Annotated in this window: 20 protein-coding genes; 8 read left to right on the forward strand and 12 right to left on the reverse strand. The window is 52.9% G+C overall.

Annotated elements, in window-relative coordinates:
- Nucleotides 1–114: 114 nt before the first annotated feature.
- The 3 genes from thrC to KBY68_RS03810 are packed head-to-tail and all read right to left on the reverse strand — an operon-like array spanning nucleotide 115 to nucleotide 3770.
- A complete protein-coding gene (thrC, locus tag KBY68_RS03800) occupies nucleotides 115–1218 on the reverse strand; it encodes a threonine synthase (protein WP_106499083.1) in 1104 nt (367 codons plus the stop codon).
- 59 nt (nucleotides 1219–1277) lie between these two features.
- The gene (locus KBY68_RS03805) at nucleotides 1278–1796 is read right to left on the reverse strand and encodes an alpha/beta hydrolase (protein ID WP_106499084.1); all 519 of its coding nucleotides are present in this window, start codon (nucleotides 1794–1796) and stop codon (nucleotides 1278–1280) included.
- Nucleotides 1797–1808: 12 nt separating this feature from the next.
- Nucleotides 1809–3770, reverse strand: a complete 1962-nt coding sequence (locus tag KBY68_RS03810; protein WP_255095939.1) for an ABC1 kinase family protein — start codon at nucleotides 3768–3770, stop codon at nucleotides 1809–1811.
- Between KBY68_RS03810 and recN the strand changes: the two genes are divergently transcribed.
- The 5 genes from recN to KBY68_RS03835 all read left to right on the forward strand — a co-directional run bounded on the left by recN (nucleotide 3753) and on the right by KBY68_RS03835 (nucleotide 10738).
- Nucleotides 3753–5486: a DNA repair protein RecN gene (gene recN / locus KBY68_RS03815; RefSeq protein WP_261345682.1), complete on the forward strand. Its 1734-nt coding sequence runs from the start codon at nucleotides 3753–3755 to the stop codon at nucleotides 5484–5486. The two genes, KBY68_RS03810 and recN, sit on opposite strands and share 18 nt — an antisense overlap.
- Before the next feature lie 25 nt (nucleotides 5487–5511).
- A complete protein-coding gene (gene uvrA, locus KBY68_RS03820; RefSeq protein WP_106499087.1) occupies nucleotides 5512–8427 on the forward strand; it encodes an excinuclease ABC subunit UvrA in 2916 nt (971 codons plus the stop codon).
- A 39-nt stretch (nucleotides 8428–8466) separates the two neighbouring features.
- Complete coding sequence (locus KBY68_RS03825; RefSeq protein WP_255095940.1) at nucleotides 8467–9042, forward strand: metal-independent carbonic anhydrase family protein; 576 nt, start codon at nucleotides 8467–8469, stop codon at nucleotides 9040–9042.
- Between the two features lie 83 nt (nucleotides 9043–9125).
- Complete coding sequence (locus KBY68_RS03830; RefSeq protein WP_255095941.1) at nucleotides 9126–10586, forward strand: alpha/beta fold hydrolase; 1461 nt, start codon at nucleotides 9126–9128, stop codon at nucleotides 10584–10586.
- 2 nt (nucleotides 10587–10588) lie between these two features.
- On the forward strand, nucleotides 10589–10738 hold the full coding sequence (locus tag KBY68_RS03835) for a cytochrome B6 (RefSeq protein ID WP_255095942.1): 150 nt from the start codon (nucleotides 10589–10591) through the stop codon (nucleotides 10736–10738).
- On the opposite strand, the gene KBY68_RS03840 is transcribed toward KBY68_RS03835, so the two are convergent.
- From KBY68_RS03840 to KBY68_RS03850, 3 genes are all read right to left on the reverse strand, one after another.
- The gene (locus tag KBY68_RS03840) at nucleotides 10735–10980 is read right to left on the reverse strand and encodes a hypothetical protein (protein WP_106499907.1); all 246 of its coding nucleotides are present in this window, start codon (nucleotides 10978–10980) and stop codon (nucleotides 10735–10737) included. The genes KBY68_RS03835 and KBY68_RS03840 overlap by 4 nt on opposite strands.
- Before the next feature lie 5 nt (nucleotides 10981–10985).
- Complete coding sequence (gene mraY, locus KBY68_RS03845) at nucleotides 10986–12014, reverse strand: phospho-N-acetylmuramoyl-pentapeptide-transferase (protein WP_255096002.1); 1029 nt, start codon at nucleotides 12012–12014, stop codon at nucleotides 10986–10988.
- Nucleotides 12015–12093: 79 nt separating this feature from the next.
- Nucleotides 12094–12345: a DUF3134 family protein gene (locus KBY68_RS03850; RefSeq protein WP_106499908.1), complete on the reverse strand. Its 252-nt coding sequence runs from the start codon at nucleotides 12343–12345 to the stop codon at nucleotides 12094–12096.
- 48 nt (nucleotides 12346–12393) lie between these two features.
- On the opposite strand from KBY68_RS03850, the gene KBY68_RS03855 reads away from it, so the two are divergent.
- On the forward strand, nucleotides 12394–12579 hold the full coding sequence (locus tag KBY68_RS03855) for a hypothetical protein (protein ID WP_255095943.1): 186 nt from the start codon (nucleotides 12394–12396) through the stop codon (nucleotides 12577–12579).
- Nucleotides 12580–12610: 31 nt separating this feature from the next.
- Nucleotides 12611–13831, forward strand: a complete 1221-nt coding sequence (locus KBY68_RS03860) for an argininosuccinate synthase (RefSeq protein ID WP_106499910.1) — start codon at nucleotides 12611–12613, stop codon at nucleotides 13829–13831.
- Here KBY68_RS03860 and KBY68_RS03865 read toward each other — a convergent pair.
- From KBY68_RS03865 to KBY68_RS03880, 4 genes are read right to left on the reverse strand one after another with little or no spacing between them, the layout of a single operon-like run.
- Entirely contained in the window at nucleotides 13761–14159 is a 399-nt protein-coding gene (locus KBY68_RS03865) for a hypothetical protein (protein WP_255095944.1), read from the reverse strand. The genes KBY68_RS03860 and KBY68_RS03865 overlap by 71 nt on opposite strands.
- A gap of 58 nt (nucleotides 14160–14217) precedes the next feature.
- Complete coding sequence (gene rpsF / locus KBY68_RS03870; RefSeq protein WP_255095945.1) at nucleotides 14218–14634, reverse strand: 30S ribosomal protein S6; 417 nt, start codon at nucleotides 14632–14634, stop codon at nucleotides 14218–14220.
- Nucleotides 14635–14684: 50 nt separating this feature from the next.
- The gene (locus KBY68_RS03875) at nucleotides 14685–15149 is read right to left on the reverse strand and encodes a Tic20 family protein (protein ID WP_255095946.1); all 465 of its coding nucleotides are present in this window, start codon (nucleotides 15147–15149) and stop codon (nucleotides 14685–14687) included.
- Nucleotides 15146–16051: a shikimate dehydrogenase gene (locus KBY68_RS03880; RefSeq protein WP_255095947.1), complete on the reverse strand. Its 906-nt coding sequence runs from the start codon at nucleotides 16049–16051 to the stop codon at nucleotides 15146–15148. Before KBY68_RS03880 ends, KBY68_RS03875 begins: the two co-directional genes overlap by 4 nt.
- Nucleotides 16052–16141: 90 nt before the next feature.
- Here KBY68_RS03880 and dnaK point away from each other — a divergent pair, with 90 nt between their 5' ends.
- Nucleotides 16142–18034, forward strand: coding sequence for a molecular chaperone DnaK (gene dnaK / locus KBY68_RS03885; protein ID WP_255095948.1), 1893 nt, complete (start codon nucleotides 16142–16144; stop codon nucleotides 18032–18034).
- 4 nt (nucleotides 18035–18038) lie between these two features.
- On the opposite strand, the gene KBY68_RS03890 is transcribed toward dnaK, so the two are convergent.
- On the reverse strand, nucleotides 18039–19805 hold the full coding sequence (locus KBY68_RS03890; protein ID WP_255095949.1) for an aspartate kinase: 1767 nt from the start codon (nucleotides 19803–19805) through the stop codon (nucleotides 18039–18041).
- A gap of 23 nt (nucleotides 19806–19828) precedes the next feature.
- Nucleotides 19829–20797: a DNA polymerase III subunit delta gene (gene holA, locus KBY68_RS03895; RefSeq protein WP_255095950.1), complete on the reverse strand. Its 969-nt coding sequence runs from the start codon at nucleotides 20795–20797 to the stop codon at nucleotides 19829–19831.
- Nucleotides 20798–20807: the final 10 nt, after the last annotated feature.

Consider the following 20807-nt stretch of genomic DNA (forward strand, 5'->3'; position numbering starts at 1 on the left):
CCCATACCTGTGTAAAACCGGCTTGGTTGTTGCTTGGTTTTTATCCCCAGGTTTTCCCCAGGAATTAAAACCCCGTTCCCCAGCCACTTTTTGGGTTGGTTGTTGCTTAACTATTTAAAAACCGAGCACCTTGGCAACGGTTTCCGTATTTGGATCCAGGTCGCCATGGAAGGTGGCTTCGCTGTGGTCGATGGCGGTGCTGGGGTCTTTAAGGCCATTACCAGTGAGAACACACACCACCCTTGCCCCCGATGGCACCTCTTCTGAACGTTGCAGCAGCCCTGCAACGGAAGCGGCACTGGCCGGTTCACAAAACACCCCTTCCTCCCGGCCTAAAAAGCGATAGGCATCAAGGATGGAGGCGTCGCTAACGGCAGCAAAACCGCCACCGCTTTCCTCCCTAACCTTGAGCGCTTTTTCCCTGTTGGCGGGGTTGCCAATCCGAATCGCCGTGGCGATGGTGTCTGGTTGTTCAACGGTGGTGCCATGCACCAAGGGGGCTGAACCGGCCGCTTGGAAGCCCATCATCCGCGGCAGGGTGCGGCATCTGCCAGCTTTTTTATATTCCTGGAAGCCCATCCAATAGGCGCTGATGTTGCCTGCATTTCCCATGGGAATACAGAGCCAATCGGGGGCATCACCGAGCACATCAACCACCTCAAAAGCAGCTGTTTTTTGGCCTTGGAGCCGGTAGGGATTTAAGGAATTAACAAGCGTTACCGGGTACTTATCAGCCACCTCCCTCACGATCGTGAGGGCCCGATCGAAATTGCCGCGCACTGCAAGCACCTCTGCTCCATAGAGAAGTGCTTGGGCTAATTTTCCCTGGGCCACATAGCCGTCTGGAATCAACACAAAGGCGCGCATGCCGCCGCGGCGGGCATAGGCGGCAGCTGCGGCTGAGGTATTGCCGGTGCTGGCGCAGATCACAGCGGTGGCACCAGCTTCTTTGGCTTTGCTCACCGCCATGGTCATGCCACGGTCTTTAAAGCTGCCTGTGGGGTTTAGGCCATCCACCTTGAGGTGCACTTCGATGCCCCTGCCAAGACGAGCCGAAAGGGCAGGCGCTGGCACCAGGGGGGTGGCCCCCTCACAGAGGCTGATCACCGGGGTGCGATCGCTAACCGGTAGCCAGCGGTTATAGGCGTGGATTAGCCCCTGCCAGTTCTGTGTGGTGGGCCTTTGAAATAGGCCTCGAACGGAACTGGTAAAGGGCACGGAAAGGCTGAAAAGAGCAATTTACCTGGCCTAAGCAAACAGTTGCTGATTGAGCTTGTTTATTTCAAGCCATCTAGGGGTGCATCAGAGAAAAAGCGCACTAGTTCACTGATGGAGGAAGCTTTTTTTAATAGGCCTAGTAGTTGAGGAATGTCTACGGCCATCTCCTCAGCTGGATATGCCCTTAGGAAACTAATGGGGCTGAGTTTGCCGTTGTTTTCAGCAACGCCTAGCACTAGGGCTGAACGCAGGGCTGGAATACCCACTTGCGGTGCCCGAAGGGGATGAACAACAGCGGTAGCCCTAGTGAGGATCGCTTCACCGATGCGGGTATAAAGCAGGCGGCTGGTGAGCACAACGGGAAGGGGCAGCTCGGTTTTGAGCATCCCTTGCACAGTTTTTGGATTTTGCTTTGAAAATTTGAGAAGATCAGCCAGTAAGCCCACGGGAACCCCTGTTTTCACGAAGGATTCCAGATCCGAAACAAAAATCGTGCGGCGAAAGGCACCGCTCACGAAAACTATGTTTTCAGTGGCCAGCACCGGTGGAATGTGAAGCACGGCAGCTGGAAAAATCATTTCGGCTGGAATCTAGGCCGCTGCGTTGATTTGAACCTGAAGGCTTGGGTCGGTTAACACATCTCTCACAAGGCGCACCACACTTCTTTCGGCCAAACCCTTGGCCAGATCAACACCCATCTGGCGCAGGCTGGGTTCATTCAGCAGGCGCGGTAAGCGCTTGGTGAGCAGTTGCGGTTCAAATCCAGGCAGTTTGCTGAGGATTGCCACCAATTCCCGAATTGGGCCAAGGCTTAAAAGCAGGTTGTTGTTGGAGCTGCTTGCGCTCTGCAGCCCAGGGGGCCGCAAGCGTGCTGGTAAGCGGCGACCAACGCTTTGCAGTAGCCGCCAGCCGGCACCATCAAGTTGATCAACGGCCGCATTCACCAGTTGTTGACGCAATAAGCCAGCTTTAGCTGAAAACAGAAAATCAAGGGTTTGATCTAGAAGGTTATCAAGATCTAATTGTTGTTGTTTTGCAGCACTAAGAATTAAATTTTCAAGGCGCGACCATTTAAATACCTCTCCATCAAATAACATTTCCTTTAGGGATTGCCTCAAATCTGGATCAGCATCTTCCAGGAGGCGGCGGGCAAAATATGGATAGGCAGCACCAAGAATTTTGAAATCACGGTCTACGCTTAATGCAATTCCCTCAAGGGTTATAAGCGAGCGAATTATCAAGGCGTAGTAGGGGGGAACTTGAAATGGGAATTTATACATAACACCCGATAGATCGTCGGTTACTGCCTTGAAATCCATGCGGCTAACTCCCTTTTCAAGCGCTTCGCTGAACACCTGCTCAAAGGCTGGCACAATCGGGGCGAGATTAACTTCTTTTGCTAAAAAACCAAGGCTCACGAAATCCTTTGATAGGGCATCAAAGTTCTTATTCACTAGATGCACAACCGCTCTAATTAAACCGGTGCGGGATTCACGGCTAACTTCACTCATCATGCCGAAATCTAGGTATGCCAAACGGCCATCAGCTAGGGCTAGCAGGTTGCCTGGATGGGGATCAGCATGGAAAAAGCCGTGTTCTAGTAGCTGTTGCAGACTGCAATTAACACCTATTTCCACCAACTCTTCCGGATCTACCCCCATGGCGTGCACCGCTTCCAAACGGGTTAATTTGATCCCCTCCATCCATTCCATTGTGAGCACCCTTCTGCTGGTGAGTTCCCGGTAGATGGCCGGCACTGCAATGCGCTTGTTATGGGCGTGAAGCCGCGCAAAATTTTCGGCATTAGTTGCCTCATTGAAGTAGTCCATCTCTTCAAATACGCGCTTTCCTAATTCATCAATAAGTGCAACTAAATCACTGCGAATTAAGCCAATATTTGATTTTAACCAGCCGGCAATATTACGCACAATATAAAGATCTAGGGTGATTTGCTCTCGCAGGCCCGGCCGCTGCACTTTCACAGCTACCGCCCTGCCATCTTTAAGGGTGCCGCGATAAACCTGCCCCAGGGAGGCAGCGGAGATTGGTTCCGGCTCAAGGCTGCCAAATAACTGATCAACCGGTGCACCAAGATCTTCTTCAATACAAGCCCTGGCTAAATCGCTTGGAAAGGCAGGTAATTGATCCTGCAGCCGCGCTAATTCCTCAAGCAAAAGGGGTGGAACGATATCCGGCCGGGTGGAAAGTGCTTGGCCGGCTTTGATAAATGCTGGGCCTAAATCAGCCAATAAATTGGAAGCTTGCTTGGCCCTTTGGCGGGCGATCGCCGTATTTTTTAATCGACCCGTGAATTTATCGCTTAAAACACCAAGCAAAAGTAGGGCGATTGGCACCAAGGTTTGCCATAGGCGGCGTAGCAACCTTTGCGGATGACCGGCGTAAATCCTGGTGATCGTGGCTGGGTCGTAGCTATTAAGCCCTGCCACCTCAAGAAAATCGCTCAGTTCCTTTGAATTGGTAGTTGCCACAGGCTTGGCGAGGAGCTTTATTTGTGATGTGATTCTGTCGGGCCGTTGGCACAGCTGTGCCATGGCTCTATTCGCTCACGGGAGGGTGGGGTGCTAACTGCTCTGCGCCTCGAGAACATCGCTTTAATTGAGGCGCTTGAACTGAGCTTCTGCTCTGGTTTTACGGTGCTCACCGGTGAAACTGGCGCTGGTAAATCAATCCTTTTGGATGCCTTAGATGCGGTTGCGGGGGGCGGCCAAGCTTCGCGCCTGTTGCGCACAGGCACAACACGAGGCTCAATCGAGGCCGCTTTTGCCCTAACCCCTGCGATTAATCAATGGTGCCAAGAGCATGATTTCAACCTTGAAGGGGAGGATGAATTGCTGTTGAGCCGTGAATTGCGCCAACAGGAGGGCAAGTTGATAAGCAGGAGCAGGCTGAATGGATTAGCGCTTAGCAAAAATCTTTTGGCCGAATTGCGGCCATTGCTGCTCGATTTAACAGGCCAAGGGATCACCCAACATCTGGGGCGGCCGGGTCAGCAGCGCCGTTGGCTCGATCGTTGTGGCGGGCCGCCATTGCAGGCCTGCATCAGCCCCGTACGCCAGGCCCAAAGGGCCTGGAAGCAGGCATTTCAAGCATTGGAGCAAGCCAGGGAGGCGATAGATCGCGATCAACAGCAGCGTTTTCTGCAGGAACAGTTGCTGCAGGAATTGGAGGCAGCCCAGTTGGATGATCCACTCGAGCGGCTGCAGCTCGAGCAGGAGCAAGACCGGCTTTGCAATGGTGTGAGGCTGCAACAGGGTTGCGCCGAATTGCAGGCCCGATTACTGGAGGGTGCTGAGGGTTCGCCTGCGGTGTTGGAGCACCTGGCTGCTTGCGATCAAGAGCTCCAAACGATGCTCAGCCTCGATGGCAGCCTGCAGGCTTTTCAACAGCGTTGGCTTGAGGCCCATGCCAATTTCCAAGATCTGCTCCAGGAGCTCGATCGTTATGCGGCTGGTTTAGAGGCAGAGCCGCAGCGATTAGCCGAGTTGCAGGATCGCATTTCCCAGTTGAAGGGTTTGGAGCGGCGCCATGGCCTCAGCTTGGCTGAATTGATTGAAAGGCGTGATCGTTTGCGGCAGCAATTAATGGCCGCTGGCAGCGCAGCGGTTTTGGCAGCCCTTGAGCAGGAGGAGCTGGCTTGCCGCCAAAGGCGCAACCAGGCCTGTTCTGCCCTCAGCAAAGAGCGTCAGCGGGCAGCAAAGCAGTTGGAGCAGCAGTTGATGCAGGCCCTAAGGCCGATGGCCCTTGCAGCGGTGCGCTTTGCCATTGCCTTGGAACCCTGCCCTGCGGGGGAGGAGGGGGCTGAAAGTGTGCAATTTCAATTTTCTGCTAACCCCGGCGAACCGCTGGCGCCGTTGCAGGAGGTGGCATCTGGGGGCGAGATGAGCCGTTTCCTATTGGCTTTAAAAACCTGCCTAGCGGAGGGGGATGGCGGAGTAACGCTGGTATTTGATGAAATCGATAGTGGCGTTAGCGGCAAGGTGAGCCTGGCAATGGCTGAATTGCTCAAGCGTTTAGCGGTGCACCGCCAGGTTTTTTGTGTAACCCACCAGGCGGTGGTGGCTGCTGCTGCCAATCAACATCTATTGGTGCGCAAACAGGTGGAAAACGGTGTTACCCGCACCCTTGTGCTGCCTTTGTTGGATCCCCAGGAAAGGGAAAAAGAGTTGGCAGAACTGGCCGGTGGTGATAGCGGCGAGGCCAGACGCTTTGCCGCCAGTCTTTTGCAGCAAAGGTCTGCCATTGCCTAGAATTAGCGATCCCTGATCCTCCCCAATGGCTCGCGCCAAGGCCATTTCAGGCGAGGTAATCCGAGTGCGGGGCGCCCGCCAGCACAATCTCAAAAACGTAGATCTCACCCTGCCCCGCAATCGCCTGGTGGTGTTTACAGGTGTGAGCGGCAGCGGCAAAAGTTCATTGGCCTTCGACACAATTTTTGCTGAAGGGCAAAGGCGATATGTGGAGAGCCTTTCCACCTATGCCCGCCAATTTTTGGGCCAGGTAGATAAGCCTGATGTGGATGCAATTGAAGGCTTATCACCGGCGATTTCGATTGATCAAAAATCAACTAGCCATAACCCTCGATCAACCGTTGGCACGGTTACTGAGATACAAGATTATTTGCGCTTGTTATTTGGCAGGGCCGGTGAACCCCATTGCCCCCAATGCGATCGATCGATTCAACCCCAATCGATTGATGAAATGGTGGATCAGATATTGCTATTGCCGGAGGGTTGCCGTTATCAGTTGTTGGCGCCGGTGGTGCGGGGTAAGAAGGGTACCCACACCAAATTGTTGAGTGGTTTGGTGGCAGAAGGTTTTGCCAGGGTTCGCATCAATGGAGAGGTGCGCGAATTATCAGATAATATTGAATTAGATAAGAACCATGCCCATAACATTGAGGTGGTTGTTGATCGGCTTGTGGCCCGTGAAGGGGTGCAGGAACGCTTAACGGATTCCCTGCGAACAGCCTTGAAAAGAGGCGATGGCCTCGCCTTAGTTGAGGTGGTGCCCAAAAAAGGTGAGCCCCTACCGGAAGGGGTGGAACAGGAAAGGCTTTATTCCGAAAATTACGCCTGCCCAGTTCATGGGGCGGTGATGGAGGAGTTATCACCGCGCTTATTTTCATTCAATAGCCCCTATGGCGCCTGCCCGGATTGCCATGGCATTGGCTTTTTGCGTAAGTTCACTGAACAACGGGTGGTGCCAGATCCAAGCCAGCCTGTGTATTCGGCAATTGCCCCCTGGAGTGAAAAAGACAGTAGTTATTATTTTTCTTTGCTTTATAGCGTTGGTTTAGCTTATAAATTTGAGTTAAAAACCGCTTGGAAAGAGCTCAGCCGCACCCAACAGGAAGCACTGCTCTTTGGCACCCTTGAGCCGATCATGATTGAAGCCGATAGTAGATATAGTAAAACAAAAGGTTATGAGCGTAAATTTGAAGGGATTTTAACATTATTAGAGCGTCAATTAAGCGATGCGGGTGGTGAATCAGCCCGCCAGAAGTTAGAAAAGTTTCAAGAATTGGTGCCCTGCAAAAGCTGCGCAGGCAAAAGGCTTAGGGCGGAGGCTTTGGCGGTGCGGATTGGTCCCTATGGGATCACAGATCTAACGGCGGTAAGTGTTGGTGAGTGTTTAAGGCGAATCGAAGCATTGATGGGTGTTGATAGCACTGGTGAGGCATTGATGAGCAGTAGGCAAATACAAATTGCTGATTTGGTATTAAGGGAAATTCGCATGCGATTGCGCTTCTTAATTGATGTGGGTTTGGATTACTTAAGCCTTGATCGCCCCGCCATGACCCTATCCGGTGGAGAGGCGCAACGCATTCGTTTAGCAACCCAGATCGGTGCTGGTTTAACGGGTGTTTTATATGTGCTTGATGAACCCAGCATCGGCTTACATCAAAGGGATAATGATCGTTTATTAGCTACATTGATTAAATTACGTGACCTGGGTAATACTTTAATTGTAGTTGAGCACGACGAAGACACGATGCGTGCGGCCGATCACATTGTTGACATTGGTCCGGGGGCTGGTGTGCATGGCGGCCGAATTGTTGCGGAAGGTGGCATGGAGGAATTGATGGCAGCTGAGGATTCAGTTACGGGCGCATATTTAAGTGGCAGGCTTTCAATACCAACACCATCTGAAAGACGCAGCAGCAACACTCGCCGCATAACTTTGCATGATTGCCATCGCAATAATTTAAATCATTTAGATGTTGAGATACCCCTAGGCCGATTAGTTGCCGTAACTGGTGTTAGCGGTAGTGGTAAGAGCACCTTAGTTAATGAACTGCTGCATCCTGCCCTTGAACATCAATTAGGCATGAAGGTGCCATTTCCCAATGGCTTAGCTGAGATGCGTGGCATCAGCGCTATCGATAAGGTAATTGTGATTGATCAATCACCGATTGGCCGCACGCCAAGGTCTAACCCGGCCACCTACACAGGTGCATTTGATCCAATTAGGCAGGTATTTGCTGCAACGGTGGAAGCCAAAGCGCGTGGCTATCAAGTTGGTCAATTCAGTTTTAATGTTAAAGGTGGCCGTTGTGAATCCTGTGGCGGCCAAGGCGTAAATGTGATTGAGATGAATTTCTTACCCGATGTTTATGTGCAATGTGATGTGTGTAAAGGCGCAAGATATAACCGTGAAACGCTGCAGGTTAAATATCGCGGCCACACGATTGCAGATGTGTTGGAGATGACGGTTGAACAGGCAGCTGATGTATTTTCTGCCATACCCCAGGCCGCCGATCGCTTGCGCACTTTGGTTGATGTGGGCCTTGGCTATGTGAAGCTCGGCCAACCGGCTCCAACCCTTTCCGGCGGAGAAGCCCAACGGGTGAAATTAGCCACTGAATTATCAAAACGAGCCACGGGTAAAACCCTTTATTTAATTGATGAACCCACCACCGGTTTAAGTTTTTATGATGTTCACAAACTAATGGAAGTAATGCAAAGATTGGTGGATAAGGGTAATTCTATTCTTGTTATTGAACATAACCTCGATGTGATCCGTTGTGCCGACTGGATTATTGATCTCGGTCCTGAGGGCGGCGATAAGGGCGGTGAAATTTTAGTTTGCGGTACCCCAGAAGAGGTAGCTGAACATCCCACCAGTCATACGGGGCGCTACCTCAAGCAGGTGTTGATCCAGCATCCAGCGTTGCCAGTTTCCGCCTAATTATGCTAAATTAGAGTTTGTTAATTTATAGGTTTAAAGATGTCTTTTCTTCGCAATTCCTTGCTGGCACTATCGTCGCCCTTGATTTTGTTTAAGGTTGCCCCTGTTTTTGCTGAGCCGCTAGTTATTAATAATAAGTTCATTCCTTCAAGTTCAACAATAACGAAAACTGAAGTTGTTAATGCACAAAATGCCTGGTGCAACGCATTAGTTGATATCAGTAAAACAAATGACACTAAAGGCAAAGCTGCCGCCACAACTCTTGCTAAGCAAGTAATCGACTCAGCCTATGGATACCAAATGGGCGGTGTATTATTTAAGCCAACTTTAGCAAAAGCACCTCAAACATTCCGCACCACAAGTGATGGTGCATTGTCTTACTTTGTTGGTGGTAATCCAGCTTTCCCAAACGACAAAGGCTTTGCACTTATGGGCTGGAAAAAGTGCACAGTAAAGAATTCTGCAATTTTTATAACTGCTGATAGCGCCACATCAATGGGCAATGTTTCCTTCTTAAACAAGGATGGTAAAACTACAACAGTTGATAAAACTTGGAAGTTTGTTAAAGATCCCTCTGGAAATCTTCGCATCGTTGTTCATCATTCATCGCTCTGATTTTTTAGATAAAATAATATAAGTTTTGACTAGCTGTGTGGTAATTTAATCATTATGATTCAATTAATTGCAGGGATATTTTTATGAGCACACAGGTAAGGCGGTTGTTCCCAGCAGCGTTATTAGCAACAGCTCTTCAATTGCCCAGCCCAGTGCTGGCAATTGAAGAGCTGCGTGTGTTGCTGCCAGTGCTTCAGGAAAAACTAACTGTTCAATTAAAGGAACTTGCTAGCCCTGATGCCCTCTGGGCTGGTAATAGCGATATTGCTGAATTAAACCGCGCCACCAATGGTCGATATGCCAGTTCACTACTGGAATTGCTCAATACCCCGCTACCTATTCAGGAAGATCTTGATAGTGCCATGGCCCTTCAGGGTCAGGTATTGCTGAATCGCTTGCTTGAAGTTGATAGTTCCCAACCAAATCTATTAAAATCTGAACCTGTATTAGCTGCTGTTAAGGCCGCCCAAGCTAAATACAATCAGGTAACTTTATTGAATATTTTGCAAGAAATTCCAGGTAAAAGTGTAACGGTGCGTTTGGATCGCGCCCTGCCATACATCAAACGTTTAAGGGATCAACAATTAGCAGCGGCAGATCTAATACCAAACTTTAATAAAGCTGCATTGGCGCCCGCTTCTTTGCTAGCAGCTGGTAAATATCAAATTCAAACTACAACTGCGCAGCTACCTGTAGCAGGAAATTTGAACGAAACGCTTGAAGTAACAATTGTGCGTCCGTTAGCTACGCCCAGTTTGCCGCCTGTTGTTATATCCCATGGCCTCTGGGATTCCCCCAGCAGCTTCCTTGGTTGGGCCCAACATTTGGCTTCCCATGGGGCCCCTGTGTTCCTACCTCGCCATGCCGGTAGTGATCGCAATCAGCAGATTGAAATGCTGGCGGGCCATGCTTCACCGCCTGCCCCAGAGGAATTTCTGAGGCGTCCGCGGGAGGTTAAGGCAGTTCTTGATTCCTTAGAAGCCGGTGCAATCCCAGCTGCTGCTGGTATCACACCCCGCAATGTGGTGTTTATCGGCCACTCTTGGGGTGCTACTACGGCTCTGCAACTAGCTGGTGCCCGCAGTATTTCAGCTGAGCTATGGAATGCCTGCAAAGACCCTGAACATCCAAAAAGAAATCTCAGCTGGGTTTTGCAATGCAGTTTCCTACCAGCTGCAAATGCCAGCTCATTTGCTGATCCGCGCATCAGCCGAGTGGTAGCTGTTAGCCCGCCCCAGGCACTGGTATTTGCCGCAGGTTTAGCTGATTTGAAACTGCCGGTGTTGGTGGTGGCAGGCAGCAGTGATTTGGTGGTGCCGCCAAAACCAGAGGCTTTGCTTCCCTTTGGCCAATATCCAAAAAATGGCAGTGCTTTGGTATTAGCTGAACGTGGAACCCATTTTAATTTACCTGCGGGGGCTGATACCAATGGCGGACCATTGCGGGCTCTGCTATTGCAATGGTTATCGGCAAAACCGCTCGATGCCAATAGCGGTATTACAGATCCCACTGGCCTGCAATTGCGGCTTGCGGGGGGGCGTTAATAATGATCTTTGCCTATGCAACCGTTGGCGATCCAGGCGACCTTCCCTTTGGCCTTGATATGGCCAGCATGCAAAATGGTGCCCTTTTTTATCTGGGTTTATCCAGTTTGGTTTTTATTTTGATCTGGCTTATTGGTTTTAGAAAGCGTTAATTAGTTTCAATTATTAAATCCAATTGCTTTTCAGCTTTTTCTTCATTAATAAAGCCGTAGGCCTTAAAAACATCTGGATTTGGGTGGGTGATCTGTTGGCAGCCATTCACGCGTTCCACTTCAAAACCCTCAGCTGCCATACGCCGCATCAATTTGGCCGCTTCTTCAAAACGGGCTGCCATAGCCGCCAAGCTGGCGCAATCTTGGCTTAGGCCTTCTTCCTTCCAGGTGAAATAGGGCATTTACTTTACGGCCGCAGTAATAAACCCAGCGCCACTAACCCTAAGCTAACTAGCCAAAAAACAGCCACCACCTTTATTTCACCCCAGCCCCCCAGTTCAAAATGGTGGTGCAAAGGTGCCATCCGAAATAAGCGACGCCCTTGGCCATCAGCCCCCTTGGTTGCTTTAAACACCCACACCTGCAGGATCACAGATAACGATTCAGCCAGCAGCACGCCTCCCATCAAAAGCAAGGGCCACAGGCTGTTGGAGAGCAGCGCAATTGCACTCAGGGCTGCCCCCATCGCCAGTGAGCCGGTATCACCCATAAACACCCTGGCGGGATTGCGGTTGTGCACTAAAAAGCCAAGCCAAGCGCCAGCTAAAGCAGCGCAGAAACCAGCCAGGGCTGGATCGCCGCCATTGCCCCGCAGCATCAGTTGCAAGCCCAAACCCATAAATACGATTGCCCCCACACCAGCTGCCAAGCCATCAAGGCCATCGGTGAGATTGGTGGCATTGCTCTCGGCCAAAAATACAAATAGGGCAAGGGGCCAAATCAAAAACCCCAGGGGCAGCCACCAGCCAAAGGGCAAGGCAATGCCGCTTGGCAGTGCCCCATGCAATGCCGCCCAAACAAGAAATAAGGCAGCGGCAATTGCCTGTAATAGCAGTTTGCCTTTGGCGCTTAGGCCAGTGTTGGTGCGTTTTGTGAGGCTGCGCCAGTCGTCTATGCCGCCGATCACCATGAAAGCAAGCGTTACTAAGGCCACTGGCAATAGCCGTTGATCGCCCGGGCTCACCAAACCAGCCACCAACACCCCACAGGGCACAAGCAGCAGGCCGCCCATGGTGGGTGTGCCTGATTTGCTGTGGTGGGATTGGGGCCCCTCCTGGCGGATTACTTGGCCCATCTTTAGGGCTTTTAGTTTTGGTATGCCCCATAAATTCACCAGCCAGCTAAGCGCAAAAGCCAGTACTAATGGGCTGCTTAATTGAAAAGCAGCTAATTTCAGGTCGCAGCAAATTGCCAGCAGCAGCAGTAGAGCAATCAAACCCCAAGCCCAGGTATTACCTGAACCAGGGAAATTCGAGGCTGGTTTGCTGCTCAGCTCAGAAGCGCCCACCTGCTGATTAGTCTTCCCAGTTTTCTTCTTGGCTTTCTTCCGGCTGGGAGTAGTCCTCCTTTTCACCCATCAAGGCTGAGAGTTCCTCTTCCTCAACGGTTGCTAGATCAGCACTGGCGGTTTCTTCTTCTGCCACAAGCCGGCCGCTGCTTTCTAGCCAGCTCAATAGGTCGGGTTCATCCCGCAGCGGTAAAACCGGCGCTGGGGCGCTGCGGTCGTAGCGGGTGAGGGACGGGTTGAAACTATCGAGGCTATTCATCGCCGTGGTACTCAAACGATCTAGTTACCAGAGTTTTAACCTTAGCCCATGCCTTCAAAATCAATTCAATTGTTGATCGCCTGGGGTGGTGCCCTGTTGGGGTCGTGGTTGCTGGTTTATGCCGGCAGCACGAACCTGGTGCTACCCCAAAATCCCCTGCTGGTGTGGGCGCTTGTTTTGGTTTTACCCACACTCACAACCCTATGGATTGTTGCCCGGGGGCGGGCCACATAAGAGAATCAATAGATCTGAATAGCTGGCGCGCATGGCAAGGGCAAACAAGGTGGTGCTCGCCTATTCCGGAGGGGTGGATACCAGTGTTTGTATCCCCTACTTAAAAAATGAATGGGGTGTGGCGGAGGTGATCACCTTTGCGGCTGATCTGGGCCAGGGCGATGAATTGGAGCCGATCCGTTTAAAAGCTTTGGCATCAGGGGCCAGCGAGGCGATTGTTGGCGATCTGATCACTCCATTTATTAATGAATTTGCCTTCCCCGCCATCAGGGCAAATGGCCTTTATGAGGGCCGATATCCCCTTTCCACTGCCCTAGCAAGGCCTCTAATCGCCCGGCGTTTGGTGGAAATCGCCCGGGAAATGGGCGCTGATGCCGTGGCCCATGGCTGCACCGGTAAGGGCAACGACCAAGTGCGATTTGATGTGGCTATCGGCGCTTTGGCACCAGAACTAAAAGTGTTAACCCCAGCGCGGGAATGGGGCATGAGCCGTGAAGAAACGATCGCCTATGGCGAACGCTGCGGTATTCCTGCACCGGTTAGTAAAAAATCTCCCTACTCAATTGATCTAAACCTTTTGGGTAGATCGATCGAAGCCGGCTCCCTTGAGGATCCAGATGTGGAACCACCGGAGGAGATCTACGCCATGACCAGTTCAGTGGAAGCTGCCCCCGCCACTGCTGAATTGGTGGAAATTCGTTTTGAGCAGGGCAATCCCATCGCCATAAATGGCATCGAGCTGGATCCGGTTGCCCTCATCCGCAAAGCCAATGCCCTGGCCGGTGCCCATGGTTTTGGCCGCCTAGACATGATCGAAAATCGAGTGGTTGGCATAAAAAGCAGGGAGATCTATGAAACCCCAGGGCTGCTTTTATTGATTCGTGCCCACCAGGAATTGGAAAGCCTCACCCTTGCGGCTGATGTGTTGCGCACAAAACGGCAATTGGAGAGCCAATGGGCAGACCTTGTTTATCAGGGGCTGTGGTTTGGCCCCCTCAAGGAGGCGATCGATGCCTTTATCAATTGCAGCCAAAGCACTGTTAACGGCACGGTGCGTTTGAAATTGCATAAGGGCAATGCCACGGTTGTGGGCCGCAGCAGTGCAAATAACAGCTTGTATGTGCCTGATATGGCTACCTATGGCGGCGAAGATCAGTTCAACCACCTCGCCGCTGAAGGTTTTATCTATGTGTGGGGTCTTCCCATTCGCCTGTGGGCAGCAGCCCAACGTCGGAACGGCCACCACGGATAAGCCTCAATAGGGGCGGCATTGCTACGAGGGCCCTTGCTGGGCTAGGGGGGCGCTTATCAGGAAAGCGCAGCCGCACCTCACCAGGTTGGGGCAGTAGCCGCTCAACTTGGGCCCGCAAGCGTTCATTTTCAGCAAGCAGCAGTTGCTGTTGGTCCAACACCGGTTGCAGCCGTTGTTCAAATTTGCGCTCAAAAATTCCCGGCAGCTCCTCCAGGAGAGTTTGCAATTCCTCTAGCTCCAAATCCCTGCGGATATCTGTTGCCTGGGGTTCCAACTCCTCAAGCCATTGGGGCAGCGGCTCATCTTCCACTGACCACTTCGCTTGCATGAACTCTCACCTTTCTGGCGCGACCCTATCGGTGAAAACCGCCCCCAGCAAGGGGGGTTTAGTCGTCGTCGCTGGCGGCAGGAATGGCGGCAGCAGCACCCACCAGCTCCCGATCTTGGCGAGGGGCGCTGCTTTCCATTGGTGCCACAGGCGTGGTGCTCCTTCCCAAGGAGCTGTGCTGGCCTTCGTATTTAACGGTTAGGTAGCGGATCACGTCTTCGCTTAAACGCATGGCCCGCTCCAGGGGACCCACCTGTTTGCCATCGCCGCTGTAGTTCAACTGCACGTAAACACCTTCCCGGTGTTTACCGATGTTGTAAGCCAAACGACGCTTACCCCGTTGTTGGTTATCGATGATTGTGCCGCCGTTTTCGATCACAAGATCGCGATATTTATTGGTGTGGGTTTCAACCTCATCCTCCGCGATATCAGGGCGGAGGATATACATCGTTTCGTAGTTGGGACGTTCGCTCATGGTGCCTGTGGGGTGAACCCGAACCAGTGGCTCGGAGGCTTTTTACAAGCTTACAACTGCATCCGCACCGCTTCTGAAATGGTTGGTAGATCAACCTCTTTACCCCGTAGGGATTGCAGCACTGCATAAAGAAGCACCGCCAAGCTGCCGATAAATACGGTGTTGTTCAAGGTGCGCAGCACGATGCTGTCGCCCAAGGGTGAGAGCAATACATTGAAGCCCAGGGAAACCACCACCAGCAAAATGTCGAGCAGGATTGCCTGCAGGGCGTTGAAGCGCAGGTATTGGGGCACCTGGGGGTTGCGCACCACCGCCAGATACAACACCAAAAACAAAACGAAGCTACCAAAGGGCACCGCTTGCTGCAAAAACAGCAGTGGTAGGGCCGGCCATTGCAGCAATCTCAACCAAGGAAACACCGCAAACAGCGCTCTGCCAAAGGGCAAAGCATCGCTCCAGGGCAGTAGGTAGGTGAGCAAGGCCAGCAGCCTTTGCCAGATCGGTATTTGGTTCATGGCACCAGCCTAGGTTTTGCAAGGGCTTGCTCAATGGCTTTGCCCATGGCATCAACGGGCACTTGCCCCAAACCCGTCCAGAGCTTGAGGGCGGCAGCCCCCTGCTGCACCAGCATTTCTAAGCCGTCTTGGCAGGCAAGCCCCCGGGCAGCAGCCTCCCGCAGCAGGCGGGTGGGCCTTGGCGTGTAAACCACGTCGTAAACCAGGGCATGGGCTGGCAATAGCGCCAGCTGCCCTTCGCTCAAGGGGCTTTGTTGCTGCCATTCGCCCATGCCAAGGGGGGTGCCATTCACCACTAGATCCACCTGGGGCAGCAAGTCAGTTAATTGTTCTTCCCACGGCAGCAGTTCCAGGGGCAATGCCAAAGTTGCGGCCCAGGCGGCCAAGGCCTCCATTTTTTGTTTATTTCTTGCCCGCAGCAGCAAGCGCTTAAAACCCAGCGCCTGGCAGCTGTGCAGCACCGCCCGCACCACCCCACCACCACCCAGCACTAGGGCCGTTTCAGCGCCATTGCTGAAATGTTGCTGGAGGGGAACAAGGAAACCGCTCCAATCGGTGTTGGTGCCATGCCAACCACCCCTGCCATCCGGCACTAGGCAATTCACTGCCCCCAATTGTTTTGCAATGGGGTCGACACTATTCAGCAGTGCTGCAATCGATTCCTTATGGGGAATCGTGACGCTCACACCACGGCAGCCGATCGCCCCAAGCCCTTGCACCGCCTCCCCAAGCCGTTCTGGCGGCACTGGAAGCGCTAGATAACGCCAGTTCAAACCAAGCTGCGCCAAGGCAGCGTTATGCATTAGCGGTGAAAGCGAATGCTGAATTGGATCGCCAATCACTGCCAATAAGGCTGTTTGGCCATCGATGGGGCTGGGGTGGTTGATGGCTGGTAGCGGCAATTGGTTCAGGGTTCGGGAACCACCCCTCGTCGGGATGGGCCCCTGCTGCCGAGGATGCAACAAGTTTGAAACGTTCTGCAAGGAGTTCCTATGGGAAAAGTTGTTGGCATCGATCTCGGCACCACCAATAGCTGTGTTTCGGTGATGGAAGGGGGCAAGCCCACCGTGATTGCCAATGCGGAAGGTTTTCGCACCACCCCTTCAGTGGTTGCATACACCAAAAATCAAGATCAATTGGTGGGTCAGATCGCTAAAAGACAGGCGGTGATGAACCCGGAAAATACCTTCTACTCGGTGAAACGTTTTATCGGCCGGCGTGTTGATGAAGTAAACGAAGAAGCCAGTGAAGTGAGCTATGGCGTTGAAAAATCTGGCGCCAATGTGAAGGTGAAATGCCCCGTATTAAGCAAGTTATTTGCACCGGAAGAGATTGCAGCCCAGGTGCTGCGCAAGTTGGCGGAAGATGCCGGTAAGTATCTCGGTGAACCCGTTACCCAAGCTGTAATTACGGTTCCAGCCTATTTCAATGATTCCCAGCGCCAGGCCACAAAAGATGCCGGCAAGATCGCTGGTTTAGAGGTGCTGCGGATCATTAATGAACCCACTGCCGCTGCCTTGGCCTACGGCTTAGATAAAAAGAGTAATGAGCGCATTTTGGTGTTCGACCTTGGTGGCGGCACCTTTGATGTGTCTGTGCTTGAGGTTGGAGATGGGGTATTCGAGGTGCTTTCCACCTCCGGCGACACCCACCTTGGTGGCGATGATTTCGACAAAGTGATCGTTGATTACCTCGCCGATAGCTTTAAGGCCAATGAAGGTATCGACCTGCGTTTAGATAAACAGGCTTTGCAAAGGCTCACCGAAGCCGCTGAAAAAGCCAAGATTGAGCTTTCCAGCGCCACCCAAAGTGAGATCAATCTGCCTTTTATTACGGCCACACCTGAGGGCCCTAAGCACCTTGATTTGAATCTCACCCGGGCCAAATTCGAAGAATTGGCATCAAAGCTGATCGATCGTTGCAAAGTGCCGGTGGAGCAGGCATTAAAAGATGCAAAATTATCCTCCAGCGAATTGGACGAAGTGGTGATGGTGGGTGGTTCCACCCGCATCCCAGCAATTCAAGGCTTGGTTAAGCGTGTAACCGGTAAAGATCCAAACCAAACCGTTAACCCCGATGAGGTGGTGGCCGTTGGCGCTGCCATCCAAGGCGGTGTGTTGGCTGGTGAAGTTAAAGACATCCTTCTATTGGATGTAACACCCCTTTCCCTGGGTGTGGAAACCCTTGGTGGCGTGATGACCAAAATGATCAGCCGCAACACCACCGTTCCCACTAAAAAAACCGAAACCTATTCCACAGCGGTGGATGGTCAAACAAATGTGGAAATCCACGTGCTCCAAGGGGAGCGGGAAATGGCATCCGATAACAAGAGCCTCGGCACCTTCCGCCTCGATGGCATCCCCCCTTCCCCCAGGGGCGTACCCCAAATCGAAGTTACCTTTGATATCGATGCAAACGGCATCCTTAGCGTTACCGCAAAGGACAAAGGCAGCGGCAAGGAGCAAACAATTTCGATCACCGGTGCTTCCACCCTGAGTGATAACGAAGTTGAGAAAATGGTGAAGGATGCTGAAACTAATGCCAGCGCCGATAAGGAGCGTCGTGAAAAGATTGACCTAAAAAATCAATCTGAAACCCTGGTTTATCAAGCTGAAAAGCAACTCACCGAACTGGGCGACAAGATCTCAGCAGAAGACAAAGGCAAGGTTGAAGGTTTCGCTAATCAACTGAAAGAGGCGATCTCTCAGGAAAATTTTGAAACCATGAAAACCGTTCAAGAGCAGCTGCAACAGGCCCTATATGCAGCTGGCGCCTCTGTTTATCAACAGGCAGGTGCTGATGCCGCCGCTCCAAATCCAGGTGCCAATCCAGGTTCAGCTGGTGGTGATGATGTGATTGATGCTGAGTTTACGGAAACTAAGTAGCAACTCATCGTTCTAATCCAAATGCCCTATGCACAGCTTGCAATGCTTTTTCGCCATCAGCTTCTGCCACCACGCAACTGATCCTGATCTCGCTGGTGGCAATCATTTCGATATTGATTTGTGCATCAGCGAGGGCGCGGAATAGTTTGGCGGCTGTGCCTGCAGTTGCTGGCATGCCTGCCCCCACAGCACTCACCCGGGCGATTGCGGGCCCGGTGATGATTTCTGCATTGGGCCATTGGCGTATTAGTTGGCCTAGGGCCTGCATTGCCCGTTGGTGATCATCTTTGGGAAGGGTGAAGGCAATGTCGCGGCAGCTGCCCATGGCGCTTTCGCTTTGCCGCTCCGATTGCACGATGGTGTCGAGGCTGAGGCCTGCATCAGCTAAGGCACGGCATAGGGCCGCGGCTGAACCGGGTTGATCTGGCACATGGCTAACGGCTAGTTGCACTTGATTCACATCAAGGGCCACACCCCGCACTTCCGGTTGATCAACACCGGTTGGCTTGGGGTTATGGCGCAATTGCTGTTCCGCAAGGCCAAATGCTTGCCCTGTGGTGCGCAATGCTTTTTCGCCTTGGTCCCCCTGGATTAGGCAGCTCACTTTCACTTCACTGGTGGCGATCATGCGCAAGCTGATGCCCACTTGGCTGAGGCCATCAAATAATTTCGCTGCCACCCCAGGCCTGCCCATGATGCCGGCGCCGGCGATGCTTAATTTTGCAAGGCCCGCTTGGGCTTTTAGTTGGCAGTTTTCCCCTAGCAGCTGGCGGCACACGGTGGTTGCTTGGTTTAGATCTGCTGCATCAAGGGTGAAGGCAATGTCGTTGCTTTGGCCCTCATGGGTGGCTTGAACGATCAAATCAACGGAAAGGCCTGCGCTTGAGAGGGCTTCAAAGAGGCGTGCGGCAATGCCTGGCTCATGGGGTATGTGGGCTAAGGCCAACACGGCTTGACCTTCAAGCAGCTCGGCGCCATCAACGGGTTTACCTAGCTCAAGGCCATCGTTGCCAATTGCCCTGCGGCCGCCACTACTAAATAAACTGGTGCCTGGCGCATCGCTCCAGCTGGAGCGAACCACCAGGGGTACGCCGTAATTACGGGCAATTTCCACAGCCCTTGGATGCAACACGGCGGCGCCAAGGCTGGCCAGTTCCAACATTTCATCGCACGACACCTTTGCCATCAGTTGCGCCTCAGGCACCTTGCGCGGATCGGTTGTGAGCACGCCATCCACATCGGTGTAGATCTCACAGGCATCGGCCCCTAATGCAGCAGCAAGGGCAACGGCAGAGGTGTCGGAGCCGCCGCGGCCGAGGGTGGTGATTTCTTGGCTGCCGCCAGCACCGCTGCTGGTGCCTTGAAAACCAGCCACCACCACCACAAATCCCTCCTGCAGGTGCCGCTGCAAACGGTCGGTGCGCACCTCAAGGATGCGGGCACGGCCATGGGCTGATTCGGTAACGATCCCCACCTGGGGACCCGTCATTGAGATGGCAGCCACACCCTCCGCCTGGAGGGCCATGGCCAGCAGTGCAATCGACACCTGCTCGCCAGTGGCCAACAGCATGTCGAGCTCCCGCTGGGGGGGGTGGGGGTTAAGGGCCTTGGCCAGGCTCGTGAGTTCATCGGTGGTGCGACCCATCGCCGATACCACCACCACTAAATCGTGGCCCTCTGCTTTGCTGGCTGCCACCCGTTTGGCCACCGCTTGGAGCCGCTCCACGCTGCCCACGGAGGTGCCCCCGTATTTCTGAACCAGCAGCGCCATAACTCAATGGATCCAAGTTTTAATTATCCGTTTAGCCCCATCAACAGGCCATCACGAAAAGCAGCGCCGGCGTTCACACCCATTTTGAGGGCGGCCTCCACCTCAAGCAATTTAGTTAGCAGCTTTAGGAGAGAATCTGGCCCCTTACCGCGCAGTTGTTTACGCATCACATAAATACGCTTGGGATTGCCGATGCCCGCGGCTTTAGCAATCACAGCTACATCTTGTTCACCCTGGCGATCCAAGAGGCTCACCCATAGCCAACCCCGCAGTTGACTTGTGAGCGCCGCCAGCAACCGCAATGGCGGTTCATTTGCAGCGATTAATCCATCGATTTGCAGCAGGGCTTCCCCCAGCTGGCCTGCCAGCAGGGCTTCCCCCACGGCTAGGGCATTGTGCTGGCTAGGGCCAGCTAGGGCGGCTACGGCTGCTTCATCAATCGCTTGATCAGCGCAATAGAGGCTCAGTTTTTCCAATTCACCAGCCAGGCGGCCGCTGTTGCTGCCAATCGTTTCTGCTAGGGCTTCTGCCGCTTGGGGGCTGATTTGCAAGCCCATGGCAGCGGCGGCATTAAGCACTAGATCTATTTGGCCTGCCCCATCCCAAATGGCAGGAAGGGCAAAGCTTTTTTCAAGGGCCACCGCCTTGATGGCCTTGGTGCTCTTGAGGCGCGCATCTGGTTTGCTGCTGCTTGTTAGCAATAGATGGCAATTGCTTGGAATCAAACTGAGGCATGGCTCCAGCTGGGCTGCCAGTTCGCTGGGGCAGGTGCTGCAAAAGGGGCTGTTTTGCAGCAACACCAAGCGATCACCGGCACCAAGGGGCGGAGTGCGGGCTTCACTGAGGGCTTGGGCGGCTTCTGCGCTATTGCTGCCATCGAGGCGGCTGAGGTTGAGGCTCTGCCAGGCTGGATCTACCACCTGGTTAATAAGCTGTTGGATTGCCCGATCCAGGGCGGCTTGATCGTCCCCCCAGTAGAGATGGATGGGCATTTGTGCAGTA

It is taken from the genome of Synechococcus lacustris Maggiore-St4-Slac (assembly GCF_024345595.1).
Lineage (GTDB): Bacteria > Cyanobacteriota > Cyanobacteriia > PCC-6307 > Cyanobiaceae > Synechococcus_D > Synechococcus_D lacustris.